Source organism: Formosa bonchosmolovskayae (assembly GCF_051016085.1).
Taxonomy (GTDB): Bacteria; Bacteroidota; Bacteroidia; order Flavobacteriales; family Flavobacteriaceae; genus Formosa.
In genome coordinates this window covers 2,792,052-2,813,601 of record NZ_CP174605.1, presented here as the reverse complement: position 1 = coordinate 2,813,601, position 21,550 = coordinate 2,792,052, and the positions used below count along the sequence as shown (strand labels likewise).

Here is a 21,550-nt window from a genome sequence, read left to right as displayed (position 1 = left end):
CCATTACACGAAAGAAATAATATCTTAAAAATATTTAACACCCCGTTAACAGACGAAGTTGACTGCTTCCCATATTTTTGTTTGTATCTATTTAATCAAGAGAGCTCTAATTTATGAAGCACCTTTACTTAATTCTTATACTTTCCGTTTGTTTCACATCTTGTAAAAAGGAAAATAAATATGGACACGATAATTGTGCTTTTCTGGGAGGAGAAATAATCAATCCTAGCAATAATTATGTTGTAATTTCTCAAGATAAGATTGTTTTAGATACCGTTCAGTTAGACCAAAACAATAGATTTTTATTTAAAATAAATCCTGTAAACGCTGGACTATACACCTTCTCTCATGGTGGCGAAATACAAATGGTTTTACTCGAACCTAACGATAGTATTATTTTTAGACTAAACAATTTAGATTTCGACGAATCTTTGGTGTTCACAGGGCGTGGTGCAAAAGAAAATAATTACCTGATTAATATGTTTTTACAAAATGAAAAGTCTAATCGGGCCATTTTAAAATTTAGTCAGACTACCCCAGAAAACTTCGCATTTAAAGTCGATTCTATTAAATCACTTTATCAGAAAAATTTAGACGAGTTTAAATCTAAATACAAAACATCGGATAAATTTAATCATATCGCACAAGCGAACATCGATTATAATTTTTATGCTCAAAAGGAATTGTATCCTTTTACGTTTTACGGAAATAGTGAGTTGAAAAACATGAAATCTCTACCTCGCGATTTCTACGCCTACAGATCTAAAGTAGATTATAACGACGAGTCCTTAAAAGATTACTTTCCGTACTTCACTTTTTTAAGATACCATTTTAACAATATCGCTTTACAAAAACACTTCGAGGAGTCTAACGACAGTATCTTTAATAATAGAAATTTAGATTTTAACTTATCTAAACTTGAATTAATAGATAGTTTAGTCTCTAACGATTCAATTAAAAATTCACTATTAAATTTTGCGGCATTGCGCTACATTAACTCGTCTGCAAAAATTAGTAATTACACACCGTATTTAGAATCTTATTTAGAAAAAAGCACGCTTGCCAAAAACAACGAGCAAATTTCCAATTTAATCGGATCTTTAGAAAAACTAAAACCTGGAAACGTATTACCAAATACCATTGTTACTAATAGCTCAAATGAAGAACTTTATTTAAGTGATTTTGTTAAACGTCCTACTGTGATTTACTTTTGGTCTTTTACCCTAAAAAATCATTTTTTAGATAGCCATAGAATGACTCAAGAACTGGCTAGGAAGTATCCTGAAATAGACTTTATAGCCATGAATATTGACAAGAACAACGAGGAGTGGATAAACTATTTAGAGCAGTATAAATATCCACTTAAAAACGAATATCACTTTAAAGATCCCAATTTCTCTAGGCAAATACTAGCTATTAATTCTATTAATAGAGTGATGCTAATTGATAAAAACCTGACTATTATAAACAGTCATACCAATATGTTCTCTAAAGATTTTGAAATGCAATTATTAGGGATGCTAAATCGTTAAGGATTCATCTTAAATAAAAAACATTAGTCATAAAAAAATCCTCAACATATGTTGAGGATTTTTTTTATAAAGTCATTCGGAATTAATTTCCTTTTTTGTAGTCTTCTAAAAATTTAGCTAAACCACTATCTGTAAGCGGGTGTTTTAATAGACCTTCAATAGAACTTAATGGTCCAGTCATTACATCTGCTCCTAATTTAGCACAGTCAATAACGTGCATTGTATGACGTACAGAAGCGGCTAAAATTTGAGTATCGAAAGCATAGTTATCGTAAATGTGACGGATTTCTGCAATCAGGTTTAAACCATCTGTAGAGATATCGTCTAAGCGTCCAATAAAAGGAGACACATACGTTGCACCTGCTTTTGCAGCCAATAACGCTTGTCCTGGAGAAAATACTAAGGTTACGTTTGTTCTAATTCCTTTTTCAGAAAAATATTTACACGCTTTAATACCGTCTTTAATCATTGGTAATTTTACAACAATTTGCTCATGTAATTCAGCTAAGGCTTCACCTTCTCTAACCATACCTTCAAAATCTGTTGCAATTACTTCTGCACTTACATCACCTTCAACAATATTACAAATGTCTACGTAATGTTTTAAAATATTATCGTGACCAGTAATACCTTCTTTTGCCATTAACGACGGATTTGTAGTTACCCCGTCTAAAACACCTAATTCTTGTGCTTCTTTAATTTGAGCTAAATTTGCTGTATCAATAAAAAATTTCATTATTATATATTTATTTTATTTGTATTCTAACGATGTTGCTAATTTACAATATTAAGCGTATTCTGACTGCTATTTCATCAAAATAACGGGCTTTATTTACGTAAACGTTTACTTTTTATAATTTGTAATGATTTAACAACATTTTTTCGTAAACCTTGTCTGGTAGTACACGTTTTAAAACAATAGAAAACTTTTGTAACAATTCTCCTACCTTATAATGGATTTTTGGGTTTTCGGTATTAATTATCTTATAAATAGCCTCTGCCATAATTATAGGATCTTTACCAGAATCGACATGAGAATCCATTAATTTCAAGGTATTTTCGTACTGTACTTTGTATGGTGAATTTTCGTGAATGGGAGCATGAAAACGTCCCGAAGCAATATTAGTCGCAAAGTCTCCTGGAGCAACATTAGTCATTTTAATATTAAATCCTTTTACCTCCATTCTAAGCGCCTCGGTAGCCAACTCTAAAGCGCCTTTACTCGCACTATAAATACCACGATATGGCAATCCCATATATCCAGCAATAGAGGTTACGTTTATAATTAACCCGCCTTTTTGCTTTCGCATTTGTGGTAAAACGGCTTTAATAACTTCTAACGGACCAAAAAAGTTGGTGTTAAAATGATTTTTCATCTCGTCTAATGGAATTTCTTCTATCGGCCCCGTAATACCAACACCCGCGTTATTAATTACTATATCGATACGCGCTTCTCGCTCTAATAGTGATTGCACACAACTAGAGATTGTAGAGACGTCTTTTACATCTAATTTTAAAATGGGAAACAGACTGGAAGTATAACGTTCTGGAGACCGACTGGTGCCATAAACTTTAAATCCTTTATTGGATAAAAATTCTCCTATAGACTTTCCTATTCCTGAAGATCCACCTGTAATTAAAACAACTTTAGACATAAATTAATACTATGATTTAAATCGGTAAAAGTACAATTTAAATAAGTGAAAAGTGAAGAGAAATTTAGGAAACTATAAGGCATAAAAAATGGCAAGCTACCTACATCACACTGCTACAACCATTTACCTTTGCTGCGTTCCCGCCCTGGAGGATTCAACAGGAGCTAGTTGTGTAGGACTTGCCGATGCAAATATACATCCTTTTTATTTTTACGCAATGATTTTTTTAACTGATTTTAAATAAATAAATTGCTTAAAATTAAAACTTACAAATGAAAGCAAGCAACATACTCATTGTCATATTTTTAACTGCTACATTATTTTCTTGCGGAAGTAGCTCGAAAGACAAAAAAAGTGATTTTACATTACAAACGAATGCTCCTGGCAATGGAATTTCTCTACATGAGGACCTAAATCTTTCTGTAAAAAACCCAAAAAACATCAAAATCGATTCTATAGTTTACTTTATTAACGACCTTAGAATCTCTGAGAGCATAAATTTAAGTCAGCATAAATTAGGGAAACAAAATATAAAAGCGACCATTTATACGGCCGACGACGTTCAAACTGTAAATGCTCCTCTACTTATATTAAACGACAAATCGCCTAAAGTATTCACTTTCGAGTTATTAAATACCTATCCTCACGATATTACTTCTTACACTCAAGGCCTAGAATTTTATAACGATACACTGTATGAAAGCACTGGACAGTATAAAGAATCTAAACTTAGAAAAATAGATTATAAGACAGGTGACATAATACATGGTATAAAGTTAGCCGACGAGTATTTTGGAGAAGGCTTAACCGTTTTAAACGAAAAACTATATCAGCTCACCTGGCAAAAAGGAACAGGCTTTGTTTACGATATACATACCTTAAAAAAAACATCGAGCTTTAAATACAATAACAGTAAAGAAGGTTGGGGAATTTGTAACGATGGTAAAGTATTATATAAAAGTGATGGAACCGAGAAAATTTGGATTTTAGATCCAGAAACTTTAGAGGAAAAAAGCTATATTCAAGTATATACGAATAAAGGTAAAATTGGACGTGTAAATGAATTGGAATGGATTAATGGTAAAATCTATGCTAATATTTACCAAAAAGATGGTGTTGCTATTATCAATCCGAAAAACGGTGCCGTAGAAGGCGTTATCGATTTTACACCACTAAAAAAGAAAGTGACACAACACCAAGGTTTAGATGTTTTAAATGGTATGGCCTTTAATCCTGCAACAAAAACATTATTTGTAACAGGAAAACGCTGGGACAAACTATTTGAAGTTACTGTAAAACCTAAGCAATAATTCATGAAAGAATTTGAACTTAAGGTCACCGTAACCGAAGACGATTTAGACGAATTAAACCATGTAAACAATGTACGTTATGTGCAATGGATTCAAGATGTGGCTAAAGGGCATTGGCAAAACACCGCAACTTCAGAAATGCAGGACTTATATATATGGGTGGTTATAGAACACCATATATACTATAAAGGTGAAGCTTTACTAGGAGATGAATTGGTCTTAAAAACCTTCATTAAAAAAGCTACCGGTGTAAAATCTATTCGCGTTGTAGAACTCTATCATGCAAAAACTAAGAAACTCATGCTAACTGCCGATACGCATTGGTGCTTAATTCACACCCAAACAAAACGTCCTACGCGAATACCAGAAGATGTAAAGGCTATTTTTCAATAAAAATCTACTAAAGCGCTAAAGATTAAATCTTAATTTCGACCAAAAGTTATATTTTCACCTAATATCTCCTAAAAAGAGATTCTGTTTATATTATGAAACGTATTATCTATTTTATATCATGTTGTCTTTTTTTAATGCTTTGGAGTTCTTGCCGAAAAGATTTCGAATTTACACAAAGTAACGGCACCCTCACTTTCTCTAGGGACACGGTGTATTTAGATACCGTTTTTACCAATATTGGCTCTAGCACTTATAACTTAAAAGTATATAATAATAGTAATGAAGACCTCGTAATTCCATCGCTTAAACTAGGTCGTGGGGAAAGTTCAAGCTATCGATTAAATGTAGATGGTATGTCTGGAAAAGTATTTCAAGATGTCGAAATTCTAGCAAAAGATAGTATGTATGTTTTTATTGAAACTACGATAGATTTTAACGATTTTACCAATCCTGATGCGACCTATTTATATACCGATGAAATTGAATTCACCTCGGGCACAAACTCACAAAAAGTAGAATTAGTGACTTTGGTGAAAGATGCTGTTTTTATTTATCCGAGTAAGAGCGATGAAGGCATAGTAGAAACACTTACTGTTGAAGTGGATGGCGAACAGATTTCATCTGAAATTCAAGGACGTTACTTAACTGTAGACGAATTACAGTTTACGAATGCTAAACCTTATGTGATTTACGGTTATGCGGCAGTTCCTAATAATAAAACCCTAACCATCGATGCGGGCGCTCGCATTCATTTTCATAGTGATTCCGGACTATTTGTGGGAGAAAATGCCTCTTTACAGGTTAACGGAAGCTATAGCAACGACCAAGAAACCCTAGATAACGAAGTGATTTTTGAAGGCGATCGTTTAGAACCTAGCTTTTCGGATATTCCTGGACAATGGGGAACAATTTGGCTGTATGAAGGAAGCCGTAATAACAGCATAAATTATGCAACCATAAAAAATGCCACCGTTGCGATATTAAGTGAAGGCAATCCGAACGATAATAAATTAACACTTACAAATACACAAATTTACAACAGTAGTAATTTTGGAGTTTTAGGAAGAAACACATCTATTACGGCTCAGAATTTAGTGATAAATAACAGCGGCCAGTCCTCTTTTGCTGCCACTTTGGGCGGACGATATAATATTACACATGCAACACTTGCTAATTACTGGAGTAATAGTTTTAGACAATTTCCTGCTTTATTAATTAACAACTATGTTTTAGACGAAGAAAATACGGCCTATTTAGCCGACTTGTCTGAAGCTAACTTTAATAATTGTATTATTTATGGAAATGATAATCCTGAGTTTGTTCTTGATGAAATTGAAGACGAGCAGGTTGCTTTCAATTTTAAATTCACGAATTGTTTAGTTCGTTTCCAAAATGCATCTAGCACCGATTATTCAGGTCCGAATTACGACTTTAACGACACGACGCATTACGAAAACATGTTATTTAACGAAGATCCTGACTTTAATAATCCGAATGAAAATCTATTAACTATAGGCGAAGATTCTAAAGCGATAGATCAAGGTAATTCTATTTTCGCAAATCAGGTACCTTTAGATGTATTAAACACCAACAGAACAGTTGCTCCAGATTTAGGAGCGTATCAGCATACTATCTTTGAGGAAGATTAATCCGTAACTAATTTTCACCAAGCAAATCGCAATACCAAAATCCAGCAGGTTTACTTTTTTTATTCGGAGCTGGGTACTCTCGGTAGGTCTTCTCCCCTATTTGGAAAGGAATTGGCGATTTAAATAGTGGTCCATCAAAGCAAAAGGTATGAAATTCACCGTTTTCACCACAGGGATCAACGTCTGCTGGCAGATTATTAATAACCGCTTCTGTTAGCACCGTACCCACAAAATCTTCCGAAAAATATTTAGCATCGGCACAAACCACAATGGCTTTAAATCCTAATTCTAAAAACTGCGTGATTAGTTTTTTAGTATTTCGTTTCCATAACGGGAACACACCTTGTATTCCAACTTCCAACAGTTGCATTTCTCTATAGAACTTTAAATCTTCCAGAAAAATATCACCAAAGGCCGCATGCGTATAATCTGCAATTTTTAACTGATGTACTGCCGTCTTCATTATGGTATTATAATCTTCCATATTGGGTGACTCGGGCAATTCTATAAAATCTAAAGAAATTCCTATGGCATCTGCTTGGGCTTGTAATAACTCTACACGTAATCCATGCATAGAAACGCGCTTAAAATGTGAGTTTACGGTAGTCACTAACTTGTCTACCACATAAGATTCGTCCTGTAGCAATTCATATAAAGCTAAAGCAGAATCTTTTCCGGTGCTCCAATTAAAATAGATTTTATTCATCCTTACACCTTTAATCTACGTACATCGCATTTGGTAAAGGTTGCAACATTTTACTGTGGCTTAATTCCTTTGGTATACTCACATCTGTAGAATATTGTCTTCTAGATGTTCCCGTAATATCGGCTATAGCCGCCGCTAGTAACGGTTCGTTAACATCACCCAAAACACCTAAATTTCCATAATTTTCACTTAATGTAATATCCGGTGTTAACCCATTAAAATAATCTGTATTCCCCAAGGCATTAAGCGATTTAAAGATTAAAGGTTGCATGGCATATGTATGCTTAGTGTTTACTTCGGCCTTACTAAATGTTGGCGAATCGTAAACCGTTCGGGACGCCTGATACTTACCAGTTGTAATGCCTCCAATTTGAACTACATCTATATATGGCGTTAATCCGTTAATAATAAGCTCGCTTGCTGAAGCCGTACTTCTGGTGGTAAGCACATAAACCTTACTAAGATTTAAATGATTAATAGTTTCACTAAAAGAAACCGAACCTGAAGTACTACGCTTTTCCATGGTATCGACAAACGGATTTAATATGGCTTCGGGACTATTCGTTTCAAAATAAGTTTGCCAGTCACTATTCCACTCTTCTTTCACAAAAACGTCACCCGTAAATTGTCCCGTAATCATAGAAGCCAACCAAGTTGCGGTACTTACAGAACCGCCCGGATTATATCTTAAATCCAGAACTAAATCGGATATACCTTCACTCTTAAACGTACCAAAAGCACTATTTAGTTGGGAGTCGAAAGCATCTGTACCTGTAAAAGCATTATACATTAAATAGCCTACTTTTTTTCCGTTAACATTTAAAACCTCTTGTTTGTAAATCGGATTTTCTGTGTGTGAAGATTTCACTAAATCCACTTCTTCAGAGATGCTTTCAAAACTATCATCGTCGCTATCTTCAGTACCATTATCATCATATGTCGCCATACCTATAGTATACGACGTGCCTTGTACTAGGTCTATATTGGTATCTGTTGAAGAGTTGTAATATAACTCGACACCATTTACACGATTAAAAATATCGCCTCGTTTTATGCCTTTCTGTTCGGCATCTGTATTTGGCATGACGTAACGCACATAACCAAAAACTTTATTTCCCGTATTTTGTAAAAGCACCAGACCGTATTCCATACCGTGTGTAACAGATTCCCCGCTAAACTGTTGCTCTAGCGCTATATAGTCGTCTGTTATCCAACTAAATCGGTCTTCGGTACTCGTATTGTACAATAAACTATTAAACAAACCTTCTGGTGTAGAAAAACCGTTTAAGAAATTCTGATATTCGGTGTTTGATGTAAATCGAGCATCCGACAAATCCGGAACATTGTCTTTATATAAGTAAAAAGCATTCATGCCTTTCCATACAAAATCGTTTATTTCTGAAGTAGTCACTAGGAAATCATCTTCATCTTTAGCGCAATTAGTTAAACACAATACAAGCGCACAAAGGAAAAAGGGAATCTTTAAATGTTGCATATCAAAGCTGAGTATAAAGTATAAATTTACTTTATTTAACAGCAGTTATAAAATTTTTTGTAACAAATTATATAATCGTTCGTCGTAATATTAAACCACCAATAATACACCAACAACCGAATTAAAAAAATGACCCAGTCTGAATTTTTAAATACTGTATTACCCTTTAAAGATAAAGTATATCGTTTAGCAAAACGTTTATTGATATCTAGCGAAGAAGCGGAAGATGCGACGCAAGAAGTTTTGATTAAACTGTGGTCCAATAAAAATAAAATGGAAGCTTATAAAAATATAGAAGCATTTTCCATGACAATGACAAAAAATTTATGTTTTGACAAATTAAAATCTAAGCAAGCACAGAATTTAAAGATAGTACACAGTAATTATGAAGATCATAATACAAGTCTTCATAAACAAGTTGAAACAACAGATAGCCTAGATTGGGTTGGGAAAATCATTGCAACTTTACCAGAACAGCAACGCATGGTTATACAGTTAAGAGACATAGAACAGTATGATTTAGATGAAATTTCAGAAATGCTAGACATGAAAAATACAGCTGTGAGAGTTGCATTATCTAGAGCACGAAAAACAATAAGAGAACAGTTAACTAATACACATAATTATGGTATTAAATAAAATAGAACATTTACTTGAAAAGTACGAAAACGGAGAGACAACTTTGCAAGAAGAGCAACAGTTACAAACCTACTTTTCTCAAGATAAAATAGAACCGCACCTAGAAGTTTACAGACCTTTATTTGCCTATTTTAAAGCCAATCAAAACGAGACCTTTAATAAAGATATAGCATTAAAAACAAACAAAAAACCAATTTATGCTTGGTTAAGCGTCGCTGCAATTGCTGTTTTAATGTTAGGGTTTTATTTTAAGTCCACTCAGAACCTATCGCAAACACATGATGATTTAGGTACAATTCAAGATCCGCAATTGGCTTACGAAGAAGTTGTGAGGTCTTTAGAATTAATTTCTAAATCTTTAAACAAAGGCGCTTCTACTATGGGCTATTTAGAATCTTACAATAAAGGGATGGCAACAGTAGGATATATTAACGAATTAGAACACTCTTCAAACATCATTTTTACAACTAAAAAATAAAGAATTATGAAAACTATATTAAATACAAATTCCAAATCGATGACTAAAAAATTAATCTTATTTGCGCTTGCCTTAGTATTATTACCAGCAAGCATGATGGCACAATCCATTTTTGATAAATACAGCGAAAATCCAAATGTAACGTACGTAAATATTAAACCAAAAATGTTTCAGATGTTAGCAAAACTGGACATTAGTACAGACGATGCCGAGTCTCAAGCTTATCTAGACATGGTAAATAGTATTACGAGTTTTAAAACAATTATTACAGACGACAAAGCTATTGCTACCGATATTTCTACTTGGATGACATCTAAAAAAGGAGGTTTAGACGAATTAATGGAAGTAAAAGACGACGGAAAAGAAGTGAAATTTTACGTAAAAGAAGGTAAAGATGCAGATCACGTAAAAGAACTCCTAATTTTTGTAAATGGTATCGGAGATTTAACCAAAGATGCCAATATAGAAATTAATGGAAAAAACAGAAAGATTGAAACTGTAGTTGCTCTTTTAACAGGAGATATCGATTTAAATCAGATCTCTAAACTAACCAGTAAGATGAATATACCTGGAGGAGAACACTTAAAGAACAACAAATAAATCCACACTTAAAACGCGTTCTAATTTAAAGTATTAGAACGCTGTTTTGAAATACCTAAATATTATGAAATCTTATAAATTAACTTTCGCCATACTCTTTTGTTTCGGATTATTACTTACAAGTTGTAAATCTGAACCTACGTTGCAAACCTATATTGTAGATCATCAAGAAGCACAAAATTTCACTACGGTAGATTTACCGCTTACTGTGTTAAACCTAGACGAATCGAAGCTAGATGATGCTCAATTGGCAACCTACAAATCTATTAAACGCCTAAACTTCTTAGGATATAAAAAAGACACAGCACAACCCGATGCCTTTATTACTGAAAAGGAAAAAGTAGAACTTATTTTAAATAATGAAACCTACAACGAACTTATGGTTATTAACAACCATGGTGGTAAATTTACCCTTAAGTATGTTGGTGACGATGATGAATCTATAGATGAATTAATTGTTTATGGAAACGTAAAAGATACTGGATTTGGTGTTTTAAGAGTGCTTGGAGATAATATGAAACCTTCTCAAATTATGTCGTTAGCCAAAGTATTGGAAAAAGGAGACATTGATATGACTAAAATGAAGGGCGCTATAGACTTCTTTAACAACTAAAAACATATTTACTTATCCCAAATATAAACGGTCTAAATGATTATCATCATTTAGACCGTTTTCGTATTGTAACCTAGCTAAGTCTTTTGCTTTTTAAATCTTTTACAAACTCAGATATCCCGAAACATTAAAAAGTTAACCTGCATTCTTCACTATTAATGATAGCTATGGAGCAAAGATCTTTTTTAAAAGGTATTATTACAACAAAAAAAGGCTACCCGTTTGGATAGCCTTTTTAAAATATTATAAACTAAAATTTATTTAGTTACTTCTGTTTTAGTTAAAGCAGAACTCATTTCCATAGAAATAGAAGAACGTTCAAACTTAATTTTTCCAGCAAGGGTTTCAATAACGCATGTATTATCTTTATCGTTTAAATCTACTACTTTCCCGTGCATACCGCTTTTAGTAATTACACGATCTCCACGTTTTAATTCGCTAGCGAATTTTTTTTCTTTTTTCTGACGTTTCATTTGTGGTGCAATCATAAAGAAATACACAACCACAAACATTAAAATAAACGGTAAAAATTGGCTTATACCTTCCATTATTAAGATTGAATTTGAGGTGTTGCTAAAGTTGGTTTTGGAGTAGAATTTGGATCTGGTTTAACAAATGCTTTAATTCTAACCATGTCTTTACCTTTAGCAGAATTAGAGTTAACTGTAATAGTTTTTGTTACATTATTTGCTCCAGAACCGTTAAATTTAACTGTAAATTTCCCTGACTCTCCTGGTGCTAAAGGTGCTTTACTCCAGTCTTGAGGTACTGTACAACCACAAGAACTTGCGATATTTGTAATTACCAAAGGAGCGTCTCCTGTGTTTTTATATTCAAAAACAGTTTCTACATTTTGTTTAGATTCAATAGTACCAAAATCATGTTCAGTTTCTGTGAACGTAATTTCAGGAAATTTTGAAGAATTAGCATCACGCTCAGCAGCAACTACTACATTTTCTTCATTTACTTTTTTTGAAGCATCTTCTTTACAAGCTGTAAAAGCAATTAAGCAAAATGCGCTTAATCCTAATATTAATTTTTTCATAATAAATATATTTTTTTAAAAGGCTAAATGTACTAATAATTTACAACTACATCAACCCTCGTCCTATTTTATTTAAGGTTCCTTTATCCTGATATTCCTTAACTAATTTATCTAAAATACCATTTATAAAAATGCTACTTTTAGGTGTAGAATACTCTTTGGCGATTTCTAAATACTCGTTAATTGTAACCTTTACTGGAATAGAAGGGAAATGTAATAACTCACAAACAGCCATTTGCATTAAAATATAATCGATTTGTGCAATACGATCGGCTTCCCAGTTTTTTGCTTTATTGTCTATTTCGGCGTTTAATTTAGTCTGACTTAAAATCGTCTTTTTAAACAAGCTTACTCCAAATGCTTTATCATCTAAATCTTTATATAATTTAGGGGTAAAGTAAGCATCGGCAACATCGGGTTTACATTTACGTAATAACTTAGCTATGGTTGTATTAACAGTAGGTAAATCGTCTAACCACGTTAAGTTTTTGTCTTCTAAATAATCGTAAAGTTTTTCGTTTGGTGCGATAATTTCTTTAAACACATCGACAATAAAATTCTTGTCTGCTTTAAAGTCTGACGTACGCGTTTTCATGTACTCCGCATAAATATCGCTAGCTAAGATGGCTTTGTAAATCACATCTACATATTCGTCGTCTAACTCCCAGTTATCCACACCATATGTTCTAATGGTATCTCCTAATGTACGGTTGTGTCTTAATAACTGAAGGACTTCGTTATTAACTAATTTTTTGTTGGGATCTTTATCTTCAGACGTTGCAAGATGCTTTAATTGAGATTTATCGATCTGATTTTCAACTCGTTTTTGAACCTCAATAAGTAAAGATAATTGTAACAGATACAGATGATACATATCGTCAAAACTGTTAAGTAAAAACTTTTGATCGTCTTTAAAATCGTCACTTTCCCCACCTTTAAATGCATAGATGGTTTGCATTACTTTTACGCGAATATGTCTTCTATTAAGCATAGTTACAAAGAACTTTTAACCTCCTTTTAGGAGCATGAATGATAGCCTTAATGGCATTAATTTTAATAAAAAAGCCGAAAGCTATAAAAACTTTCGGCTGCAAAAATACGATTTTTAAGTAAATAATTTATTTATTATTCTCTTTTTTTCTTGCGTCAATATTTGCTTTAGCAACATTTAAAGCCGCTTGATTTGTTGTTATTTTATGAGCATCTGCATTGCTCAAAATTTCCAACGTTGTATTGTAAATATTCTGAGTTTTACTCATGATTTCGGCTTTATCGTATTTTGCAATTTCTGCATATACGTTAATTATACCACCCGCATTAATTAAAAAATCTGGCGCATAAACAATACCACGATTTTGTAAAATAGCACCATGAACTAGCTCGTTAGCTAACTGGTTGTTGGCTGCTCCTGCAATAACTTGTGCCTGAATTTTATTTACAGTATCATCGTTTATAGTTGCTCCTAAAGCACAAGGTGCATAAATATCTACAGCTTCGCTATATAAATCTGATCCTCTATAAATGGTAGCTCCGTAAGATTTACTAACAGCTTCTAGGCGTTCTTCGCTAATATCACTGATAATAACTTTGGCGCCTTCCTTAGTTAAATAATCTACTAAAGTCTCTCCAACATGTCCGATACCTTGAACCAAAATAGATTTCCCTTCAAGGTTATCTGTTCCGAATTTAAATTTTGCTGCTGCTTTCATTCCCATATAAACACCATAAGCAGTAACTGGAGAAGGATTCCCTGCGCCTCCTTTAGATTCAGAAATTCCAGTAACATAAGGTGTTACTTCACGAACTAAATCCATATCAGAAGTTTCCATTCCAACATCTTCGGCAGTGATATATTTTCCGCTTAAAGAATGTACGTACTCACCGAATTTTTTCATTAATTCTGGTGTCTTTTGTGTTTTGGCATCACCAATTATAACAGCTTTTCCACCACCTAAGTTTAAACCTGTTACAGCCGCTTTATATGTCATTCCACGAGACAAACGTAAAACATCGTTTAATGCCTCCCATTCATTATTGTAATTCCACATTCTAGTTCCTCCCAATGCAGGTCCTAATACCGTGTTATGAATACCAATAATTGCTTTTAAACCTGTATCTTTGTCATTGCAAAATACAATTTGCTCATGATTGTTAAATGAGTGATGTCCAAATACCGGATCCACTTTATACAGTTCATTTGCATTTAAAACCTCTGAAACCATTTTTAATTATGTATTAATTAGTATTGACTATTTTGATGTATTAATAAAATATAAACGCAAATCTATATTATTATTATTATATTTTCAAACAAACTCGCATTAAATAGAGAATAATTAAATACAAAAAACATATACTCCCGGTTAATGAAAGCCCTTAAACACGTTAATAAATACTTTCTTAAATACAAATATCAATTACTCTTCGGAATTGCCATTACCATTATAGCGCGTATCTTCATGTTGTTCACACCTCGTTTTGTTAGAGAAATTTTTAAGGTGGTCGAAGACTATAATCAAGGCATTATCATAGAAGTAGCTGTGGTACGTTCCGAACTTTTAGAAGATATTCTCTACATTATAGGTGCTGCTATAATAGCTGGAATCTTTACATTTTTAATGCGTCAAACCATTATTAATATGTCTAGACATATCGAGTTCGATTTAAAAAATGAAATCTATCAGCAGTACCAACGGTTATCTTTAAATTTCTACAAAAAGAATAGAACCGGAGATTTAATGAATAGGATTAGTGAAGATGTTAGTCGTGTGCGTATGTACGCCGGACCAGCAATAATGTATACTATAAACACTATTACGCTTTTTATAATTGCGCTGTTATATATGTATAGCGAAGCTCCTTCACTTACGCTGTATACGGTTTTACCACTTCCCGTTTTATCGTTTGCCATTTACAGATTAAGTAAAGAAATACACAAGCGTAGTACAATTGTACAAGTATATTTATCTAAATTATCTACGTTTACACAAGAGAGTTTTAGTGGTATTTCTGTAATAAAGGCTAACGGTATCGAAGTACAAACCTCCGAAAACTTTGAAACGTTATCCGAGGGTAGCAAAGAGAAGCAATTGGCATTAGTGCGCATACAAGCGTTCTTTTTCCCGATGATGGTGTTACTTATAGGACTTAGTAATTTAATCGTGATCTATATTGGAGGAAGACAATATATAGATGGCGAAATAGAAAGTTTAGGTACCATAGCAGAATTTATTATTTATGTTAATATGCTTACTTGGCCGGTTGCTACTGTAGGATGGGTGACTTCAATCATTCAGCAAGCAGAAGCGTCTCAAAAGCGTATTAATGAATTCTTAGAGATTGAACCAGAAATAAAGAACAATACAGAAACTCCTTCCGAAATTAAAGGAAATATAGAATTTAAGAATGTGTCTTTTACTTACGACGATACTAATATTCAGGCCATAAAAGATGTTTCCTTTACTATAAATCATGGAGAAACCTTAGCCATTATAGGAAAAACAGGTTCAGGAAAATCTACTATACTTGATTTAATTGGACGCTTATACGACATAAATACGGGTACTCTTCTGGTTGATGGTGTAGAGATAGACCAATTAAACTTATACAGTTTAAGAGACAGTATTGGTTACGTACCTCAGGATGCCTTTTTGTTTTCAGATTCTATAAAGAACAATATTAAGTTTGGTAAAGAAGATGCAACAGACGAGGATGTTTACCAAGCCGCAAAACTAGCTCAGGTGCATAGCAATATTTCAAAATTTGCCAAAGGCTACGATACGGTTTTAGGAGAACGAGGAATTACTCTATCTGGTGGACAAAAACAGCGCGTTTCTATAGCACGAGCGATTATAAAAGATCCTAAAATATTACTATTCGACGATTGTTTATCGGCTGTAGACACGGAAACCGAAGAAAAAATTCTTAAAAATTTATACAAGGTATCTTCAGGGAAAACAACCATAATAGTGAGTCATCGAGTCTCTTCTGCTAAAAATGCAGATAAGATCATTGTACTTGACGATGGAAAAATTATTCAGCAAGGTTCTCATAACAGCTTAATTAATGTTGAAGGTTATTATAAAACCTTATATTTAAAGCAACTTAGTGAAAAAGAAATATCATAATTTGTTGGTTGGTATGTCTTTTTTTTAGATTTTTGAAAGGAAATTGATTTACCTATATAAATAATTTTAACAACTTAAATTAAACAATTTAAATCTTATTAATAGTAAATATGAGTATGGATAGTAAGGACATGATGGAGAAAGAGGAGATTTTTTCTAAAGTATTAAGAGCAGGGAGACGAACATATTTTTTTGATGTTAGAGCTACAAAAGCAGGGGATTATTATTTAACAATTACTGAAAGTAAAAAATTCACAAACGACGACGGGTCGTACCACTACAAAAAACATAAGATATATTTATACAAAGAAGATTTTTCTGAGTTTAGAGATATTTTAAACGAAATGACAGATTATATTATTGATGAAAAAGGAGATGAAGTAATTAGTGAACGTCATCAAAAAGATTTCAAAAAAGAATACGAGGATAATCAAGAGGAAGTTGTTGAAATAGCTCATGATTCTGCCGTAAAATTCACAGATATTAGTTTTGATGATATTTAATCGGATTTAAAATAAACACAAACTAGACCGTTACCCTTGTAACGGTTTTTTTTATGTCTCGATTCTAGCTATAATTTAACCGCACAAAGCGCCAAACCAAGTATTCCTATTAAAACGTTTACCGCCATAAACCAACCTAGATTAAAGGCAATAATTAGCACCAAAATAAGAATCCAAAGCGGCACAACAGTCAATCCGATAGCAAACCTAAACGTTCCCGTAAATTCTTTCTCTTTTATTTTAGGTTGTAATAGCAATTTCCAAAGCATATACACCGGTAACAAAACAATTTTTAAAAGGCTTTTAAAAATTAAACCCACAGGTTCTAAAACGGACGTATTTTTTGTAAAACCTGAAATTTTTTCATCGTGTGCTAAAAAGTGATTTACAGCCTTAGGATTTAAAAAATCGGCGTTATTTTTGTCCAGTTCCTGTGCAACCACATCATAATCAGATTCAATATGCGTTGTTAGTAGTTGAATTTCCTTTTGTAAATCACGCTTTAAGGCATTAACCGCTTCTGCTTTCTCCAAGCCTTTATAGTGCTTGACATCTATTGGTTTCCCTATGTTAAGCGACATACTATCTGCGAAAGACAATGCATTTTGATAATTTACCCCGACAGGTAATAATTGTAAATCTAAATCCGGATAAGATTCTAAAGTATCTAGAACGATACGAGTAAAACCTTTACTTAAGGGACGAACTTTTCTATTCAAATTATGACTCCCTTCTGGAAAAATAACAATCGCTTCTTCATTTTTCAAAAGACCTTTACAGGTTTCGAATATGGCATTATTATTCGTTATTGTCTGCCACCCATCTCTAACCCGATACACGGGAAGCATATTCAAACCTCTTAATAATTTTGAAATAAATGGTCTCTGAAATACCGCCGCTCGCGTTAAGTAATAAGCAAAACGACTAGAATGCGTGGCAATAATTAACGGATCAAGTAGTCCGTTTTGATGATTCGATAATAATAAAACAGGTTTTGTTCGAGGAATAAATTCCTGCCCATTAACGCTTATCTTTTTATAATAAAAAAATAAACCCAAAGCAATATATCCTTTAACGCACTGTAACTTAAACTGTTTTAATGTCATGTATCCCTTTAGTTAGTTTGGACCAATATAAAGCTAAAAATAATCCTGAAATAATATGCCAGATGCCCCAAAAAGCCGCAATAAGGGCCATTCCTCCTAGCCCGTTAAAAAACGTAAATATTAAAATCGAACCCAGTCCAGAATTTTGGATACTGGTCTCAATTGCTATGGTTTTCTGGTTTATAAAAGACAGCTTAAATCCTTAGCGACATAAAAACCTAAAGCCAATGCCATAATATTATGGCCAATTCCTAGAAACAAGACCTTGAATATATAGGCTTTAAAAACATCTATATTTTTAGAGAACGCAATAATAACAATAATTACAAATACAAGTATAGAAAATGGTTTAAGTAATTCAGAAAGTTTTATAGCCAGATCAGGTTTAAAAGACCTAACACCCATTCCTAAAAACAGAGGTATCCCCAAAATAAGAAGTACCACCTCTAGTAAATCCTTGGGATTTAATGCCACTTTTGTTAATAAGTGAGAAGTAGATTCGTATAAATTACCATATAACTAAAAATTAAACGGTGTCATGATTAAAGCCATACTCGTAGAAATAGCGGTTAAACTCACCGACAAAGCCACATTTCCCTTCGCTAAATGTGTTATAAAATTAGAAATATTACCACCTGTACATATCGCAACAAGCATCGTTCCTAAAGCGATACTCGGTTTAGGTTGCACTAGAAGTATCAATAAAAAGGTGATACAAAGAACTGAGATAATACGCCCACGAACACGACTTTTCTCTCTTTTAATACTGTATTAAAGTCGTTTACAGAAATGCCTAGGGCGACGCCAAACATAACTGGCTAAAGCTATGTTCAAGACCCAAATGGCATGATTATCGAAATTTACGTGTACGACATCTATATCTGGTATGAATTATAGCACAGACGTTCCGTTTTTAACCTGTTGCTCCGGACGTAGTAACATCACATCCTTACCTGCAACGGCCCCCATAATTAAACACTCGCTCATAAATTTAGCGATTTGCTTTCTTGGAAAATTTACAACGGCTACAATTTGTCTGTTTAATAACTCACTTTTAGTATATAGCGTAGTGATTTGCGCAGAGGTTTTTTTAATACCCAAATCGCCAAAATCGATGGTGAGCTGATATGCCGGTTTTCGCGCTTCAGGAAATTCGCGAACTTCTAAAATAGTTCCGACGCGTAAATCGACAAGATTAAAGTCTTCAAAAATAATAGTTGGTTTCATTTTTTAAAAGTACAAATAATTACGAACTTTGATAAAAACAGAATTATGTCCGATACACTTTCTAACATGATGCCTTTAGGCACCAAAGCTCCAGATTTCACATTAAAAGACACGATATCTGATAAAAATTTATCTTTAAACACGCTTAAAGGAGAACAGGCTACCGTTATATTTTTTATCTGTAATCACTGTCCTTTTGTAATACATGTAAATGCTCAACTTGTGCAATTAGCAAAAGACTATAAGCAGAAAGGTGTGAATTGTATCGCGATCTCCAGTAATGATATAAAAAACTATCCGCAGGATGCTCCAGATAAAATGAAATTGGTTGCCAAAAGAGAAGGCTATATTTTCCCTTATTTATTCGACGAGACTCAATCTGTAGCTCGTGCATACAATGCAGCCTGTACACCCGACTTTTTTGTATTCGATTCCGAATTAACGTTAAAATATCGTGGCCAATTAGACGATTCGAGACCAGGAAATGCTATAGCCGTTACAGGTCAGGATATACGTCACGCGTTAGATTGTATCTTAAACAAAGAAGATAATTTAAATGTCCAAAAACCTAGTATTGGTTGTAATATAAAATGGTCTAAAGCTTAGCCCAACCTTTATGTTCTAAGGCAGAAACAATATGTGCAAAATGATGACTGCTGTGCCAAGCATACATACCAATATTTTCTTTTAAGACAACCGTTTTATTTGTTTCAGGATGTATAAAACTACGGTTTAAATCTTTATCGTTCAAAGATTTTAAAAGATACACTAGGCGTTTATGTACCGCCTCTATATGCATTAAAGACATACTTACCGGTGCTTTAATGGCATCGTCTAAATTAGACCAATCGTCTTGATCGTACGCTTTAATTATTGGATTATCTTCGGTTAAGCTCCATTTAAAACGGGTATAGCTGTGGTGGTGACTATCGGCAATATGGTGTACTAATTGTCTAATAGTCCACCCTCCCGGACGATATTCGGTATCTAATTGAAAATCGGTTAACGGGTTAACCAAAGCCTTTAACCGATTAGGAAATTCTTCTAAAACAGCGATCCAATTATCGAGATGCTTTCCTGTTATATGTTCTGGACACTTAAATTGCCCTATCGGATATTTTAATTGTTGGTCTCTAGTTTTCATGGTTATTATAGGTTTGTTTGTCTGTGTTCAATATTCTAAAAGTAATACATAAATCCGAAACTAATACGCATAGCGTCACGACTTTGATCAATTTCACCTGCAATTTGGTTGACTTCTCCAGAAATATCTAAATCCTTTACTCCGTAATCCAATTCTAAACCAACCGTCATTCTATCGTAAGCATCGTACATAACATTAAAAATCCCGTAATAATGCTGATGAATAAAATCACCTCTTAAAAAAGCCACATCATTATTTACATCCTGAGTCACAATAAAGCGGTCTGAGTCCTTTAAATTAAAATGTGTAAAACCTAATACAGCATTTGTATGTAGTTTATTCGTGATATAATATTCGTAAGAGGCCCATCCTCCCATAGCTGGAGTTGCATTAAACTCATTTCCAGTTGCTGGATATCCGTCGTAGCCATTTCCTGCCACTGTAGTTAAATAAGCCGAAATACCTTTTCCGCCAACAATCTGAAATTGGAAATTATTTCTTTTGGGTTTATAAATTCCACTAAACGTAAAACCATAGCCAGTAAAGCTGTTAATTTTTTCATCTAGCTTATAACGTACATGTCTTAACACCGAAGACATTCTTAAGTGCCCCCATTCCCGCTTATATTTTACAGAAAAAGTTAAATCTGGTGTAATTTGATCGACCTCATCTATTAAAGGCTGAAACTCTTCGTAAGCAAAACTGGTTGCAATAGGCGCTTCTATACTCGCTTCGTACATCCAATTGGGATTCTTAAACGTATTCATATATTTTATATGAGGCGTTCTTAACCAAATTCCTGAAGGTGGTCCCTCCCATTCCATTATATTAGGCCAAATACTTTCGTCTCCAAAGTTATTCCAGTTTTGTCCAACTTGCCAATGTGTGGTTTCTACATATGCTTTTCTCAAACGAATTCTGCCGTCTCCTCCCCAAAAATCAGATTCGACTACTGCCGTAATAACACTACCATCTTTTTGAATATAAGTAGTACTAAACTTTAATTGCGTTTGATACATATCTACATGTAAACTTTTGGTATCGTCGGTACCAAATACATTTATTAATCCGACGTTAAATGTCTCACTATCATTTAATCCGCCGTACACATCTAAATATCCATTTAGTTTCATATTTACGCCTAAACTACTTTTAAATCGTGGAATATCTCCAACGGAGTCTTTAGAAGTTACCGTTAAAAAGGGGTCTTGAGCAAAGGCTAAAAACCCTAAACATAAGCATAAAGTGGTTAAAGTTAGTTTCATCACATGGTGGTTTAAGAGAATGAAAATACTCATTTTTTAAAGAATACCTAAAAACTAGACATA

23 protein-coding genes, 1 other RNA gene and 1 pseudogene are annotated in these 21,550 nt (G+C 33.5%); 11 read left to right on the top strand and 14 right to left on the bottom strand.

Going from position 1 to position 21,550, the window contains the following annotated elements; genetic code table 11:
- Nucleotides 1-113 precede the first annotated feature (113 nt).
- The gene (locus ACKC83_RS11865) at nucleotides 114-1,532 is read left to right on the top strand and encodes a TlpA family protein disulfide reductase (RefSeq protein ID WP_434035653.1); all 1,419 of its coding nucleotides are present in this window, start codon (nucleotides 114-116) and stop codon (nucleotides 1,530-1,532) included.
- An 82-nt stretch (nucleotides 1,533-1,614) separates the two neighbouring features.
- Here ACKC83_RS11865 and fsa read toward each other — a convergent pair whose 3' ends face one another.
- The 3 genes from fsa to ffs form a co-directional block, all read right to left on the bottom strand.
- The gene (fsa, locus tag ACKC83_RS11860) at nucleotides 1,615-2,268 is read right to left on the bottom strand and encodes a fructose-6-phosphate aldolase (protein WP_414036882.1); all 654 of its coding nucleotides are present in this window, start codon (nucleotides 2,266-2,268) and stop codon (nucleotides 1,615-1,617) included.
- A 115-nt stretch (nucleotides 2,269-2,383) separates the two neighbouring features.
- On the bottom strand, nucleotides 2,384-3,187 hold the full coding sequence (locus tag ACKC83_RS11855) for an SDR family oxidoreductase (protein ID WP_434035652.1): 804 nt from the start codon (nucleotides 3,185-3,187) through the stop codon (nucleotides 2,384-2,386).
- Nucleotides 3,188-3,273: 86 nt separating this feature from the next.
- An RNA gene (gene ffs / locus ACKC83_RS11850) (signal recognition particle sRNA small type) lies at nucleotides 3,274-3,372 on the bottom strand.
- An 87-nt stretch (nucleotides 3,373-3,459) separates the two neighbouring features.
- Here ffs and ACKC83_RS11845 point away from each other — a divergent pair.
- The 3 genes from ACKC83_RS11845 to ACKC83_RS11835 all read left to right on the top strand — a co-directional run bounded on the left by ACKC83_RS11845 (nucleotide 3,460) and on the right by ACKC83_RS11835 (nucleotide 6,539).
- A complete protein-coding gene (locus ACKC83_RS11845; protein WP_434035651.1) occupies nucleotides 3,460-4,497 on the top strand; it encodes a glutaminyl-peptide cyclotransferase in 1,038 nt (345 codons plus the stop codon).
- Nucleotides 4,498-4,500: 3 nt separating this feature from the next.
- Nucleotides 4,501-4,890, top strand: coding sequence for an acyl-CoA thioesterase (locus ACKC83_RS11840; protein WP_414036885.1), 390 nt, complete (start codon nucleotides 4,501-4,503; stop codon nucleotides 4,888-4,890).
- Nucleotides 4,891-4,982: 92 nt separating this feature from the next.
- A complete protein-coding gene (locus ACKC83_RS11835; protein WP_434035650.1) occupies nucleotides 4,983-6,539 on the top strand; it encodes a hypothetical protein in 1,557 nt (518 codons plus the stop codon).
- Nucleotides 6,540-6,546: 7 nt separating this feature from the next.
- Here the strand turns inward: ACKC83_RS11835 and ACKC83_RS11830 are convergent, their stop codons facing one another.
- Entirely contained in the window at nucleotides 6,547-7,245 is a 699-nt protein-coding gene (locus ACKC83_RS11830; RefSeq protein ID WP_434035649.1) for a diphthine--ammonia ligase, read from the bottom strand.
- A gap of 10 nt (nucleotides 7,246-7,255) precedes the next feature.
- The gene (locus ACKC83_RS11825; RefSeq protein ID WP_434035648.1) at nucleotides 7,256-8,740 is read right to left on the bottom strand and encodes a S41 family peptidase; all 1,485 of its coding nucleotides are present in this window, start codon (nucleotides 8,738-8,740) and stop codon (nucleotides 7,256-7,258) included.
- Between the two features lie 129 nt (nucleotides 8,741-8,869).
- On the opposite strand from ACKC83_RS11825, the gene ACKC83_RS11820 reads away from it, so the two are divergent.
- The 4 genes from ACKC83_RS11820 (at nucleotide 8,870) to ACKC83_RS11805 (ending at nucleotide 11,070) form a co-directional block, all read left to right on the top strand.
- Entirely contained in the window at nucleotides 8,870-9,379 is a 510-nt protein-coding gene (locus tag ACKC83_RS11820) for an RNA polymerase sigma factor (RefSeq protein WP_414036889.1), read from the top strand.
- Nucleotides 9,366-9,857: a hypothetical protein gene (locus ACKC83_RS11815; RefSeq protein WP_434035647.1), complete on the top strand. Its 492-nt coding sequence runs from the start codon at nucleotides 9,366-9,368 to the stop codon at nucleotides 9,855-9,857. Before ACKC83_RS11820 ends, ACKC83_RS11815 begins: the two co-directional genes overlap by 14 nt.
- 6 nt (nucleotides 9,858-9,863) lie before the next feature.
- Nucleotides 9,864-10,457, top strand: coding sequence for a DUF4252 domain-containing protein (locus ACKC83_RS11810; protein ID WP_434035646.1), 594 nt, complete (start codon nucleotides 9,864-9,866; stop codon nucleotides 10,455-10,457).
- 64 nt (nucleotides 10,458-10,521) lie between these two features.
- Nucleotides 10,522-11,070 carry a DUF4252 domain-containing protein gene (locus ACKC83_RS11805; protein ID WP_434035645.1) on the top strand — a complete coding sequence of 183 codons (549 nt, stop codon included), beginning with the start codon at nucleotides 10,522-10,524 and terminating at the stop codon, nucleotides 11,068-11,070.
- Between the two features lie 257 nt (nucleotides 11,071-11,327).
- Here ACKC83_RS11805 and yajC read toward each other — a convergent pair whose 3' ends face one another.
- The 4 genes from yajC to ACKC83_RS11785 form a co-directional block, all read right to left on the bottom strand.
- Nucleotides 11,328-11,618: a preprotein translocase subunit YajC gene (gene yajC, locus ACKC83_RS11800; protein ID WP_414036893.1), complete on the bottom strand. Its 291-nt coding sequence runs from the start codon at nucleotides 11,616-11,618 to the stop codon at nucleotides 11,328-11,330.
- Nucleotides 11,619-11,620: 2 nt separating this feature from the next.
- On the bottom strand, nucleotides 11,621-12,115 hold the full coding sequence (locus ACKC83_RS11795; RefSeq protein WP_414036894.1) for a DUF1573 domain-containing protein: 495 nt from the start codon (nucleotides 12,113-12,115) through the stop codon (nucleotides 11,621-11,623).
- 46 nt (nucleotides 12,116-12,161) lie between these two features.
- A complete protein-coding gene (gene nusB, locus ACKC83_RS11790; protein WP_414036895.1) occupies nucleotides 12,162-13,106 on the bottom strand; it encodes a transcription antitermination factor NusB in 945 nt (314 codons plus the stop codon).
- Between the two features lie 127 nt (nucleotides 13,107-13,233).
- A complete protein-coding gene (locus ACKC83_RS11785; protein WP_434035644.1) occupies nucleotides 13,234-14,337 on the bottom strand; it encodes a Glu/Leu/Phe/Val family dehydrogenase in 1,104 nt (367 codons plus the stop codon).
- A gap of 144 nt (nucleotides 14,338-14,481) precedes the next feature.
- Here ACKC83_RS11785 and ACKC83_RS11780 point away from each other — a divergent pair, with 144 nt between their 5' ends.
- Both ACKC83_RS11780 and ACKC83_RS11775 read left to right on the top strand, forming a co-directional pair.
- A complete protein-coding gene (locus ACKC83_RS11780) occupies nucleotides 14,482-16,242 on the top strand; it encodes an ABC transporter ATP-binding protein (protein ID WP_434035643.1) in 1,761 nt (586 codons plus the stop codon).
- Nucleotides 16,243-16,358: 116 nt separating this feature from the next.
- Nucleotides 16,359-16,745, top strand: a complete 387-nt coding sequence (locus ACKC83_RS11775; RefSeq protein ID WP_414036898.1) for a PUR family DNA/RNA-binding protein — start codon at nucleotides 16,359-16,361, stop codon at nucleotides 16,743-16,745.
- Nucleotides 16,746-16,813: 68 nt separating this feature from the next.
- Here ACKC83_RS11775 and ACKC83_RS11770 read toward each other — a convergent pair whose 3' ends face one another.
- The 3 genes and pseudogenes from ACKC83_RS11770 to ACKC83_RS11760 all read right to left on the bottom strand — a co-directional run bounded on the left by ACKC83_RS11770 (nucleotide 16,814) and on the right by ACKC83_RS11760 (nucleotide 19,078).
- The gene (locus ACKC83_RS11770; protein ID WP_434035642.1) at nucleotides 16,814-17,851 is read right to left on the bottom strand and encodes a 1-acyl-sn-glycerol-3-phosphate acyltransferase; all 1,038 of its coding nucleotides are present in this window, start codon (nucleotides 17,849-17,851) and stop codon (nucleotides 16,814-16,816) included.
- Nucleotides 17,852-18,031: 180 nt separating this feature from the next.
- A pseudogene (locus tag ACKC83_RS11765) lies at nucleotides 18,032-18,663 on the bottom strand (bile acid:sodium symporter family protein).
- 79 nt (nucleotides 18,664-18,742) lie between these two features.
- Complete coding sequence (locus ACKC83_RS11760) at nucleotides 18,743-19,078, bottom strand: tRNA-binding protein (protein ID WP_434035641.1); 336 nt, start codon at nucleotides 19,076-19,078, stop codon at nucleotides 18,743-18,745.
- A gap of 45 nt (nucleotides 19,079-19,123) precedes the next feature.
- Between ACKC83_RS11760 and ACKC83_RS11755 the strand changes: the two genes are divergently transcribed.
- Nucleotides 19,124-19,684 carry a thioredoxin family protein gene (locus tag ACKC83_RS11755; RefSeq protein WP_434035640.1) on the top strand — a complete coding sequence of 187 codons (561 nt, stop codon included), beginning with the start codon at nucleotides 19,124-19,126 and terminating at the stop codon, nucleotides 19,682-19,684.
- On the opposite strand, the gene ACKC83_RS11750 is transcribed toward ACKC83_RS11755, so the two are convergent.
- Nucleotides 19,674-20,222, bottom strand: a complete 549-nt coding sequence (locus ACKC83_RS11750; protein WP_434035639.1) for a YfiT family bacillithiol transferase — start codon at nucleotides 20,220-20,222, stop codon at nucleotides 19,674-19,676. The two genes, ACKC83_RS11755 and ACKC83_RS11750, sit on opposite strands and share 11 nt — an antisense overlap.
- Before the next feature lie 35 nt (nucleotides 20,223-20,257).
- The gene (locus ACKC83_RS11745) at nucleotides 20,258-21,487 is read right to left on the bottom strand and encodes a hypothetical protein (protein ID WP_414036903.1); all 1,230 of its coding nucleotides are present in this window, start codon (nucleotides 21,485-21,487) and stop codon (nucleotides 20,258-20,260) included.
- Nucleotides 21,488-21,550: the final 63 nt, after the last annotated feature.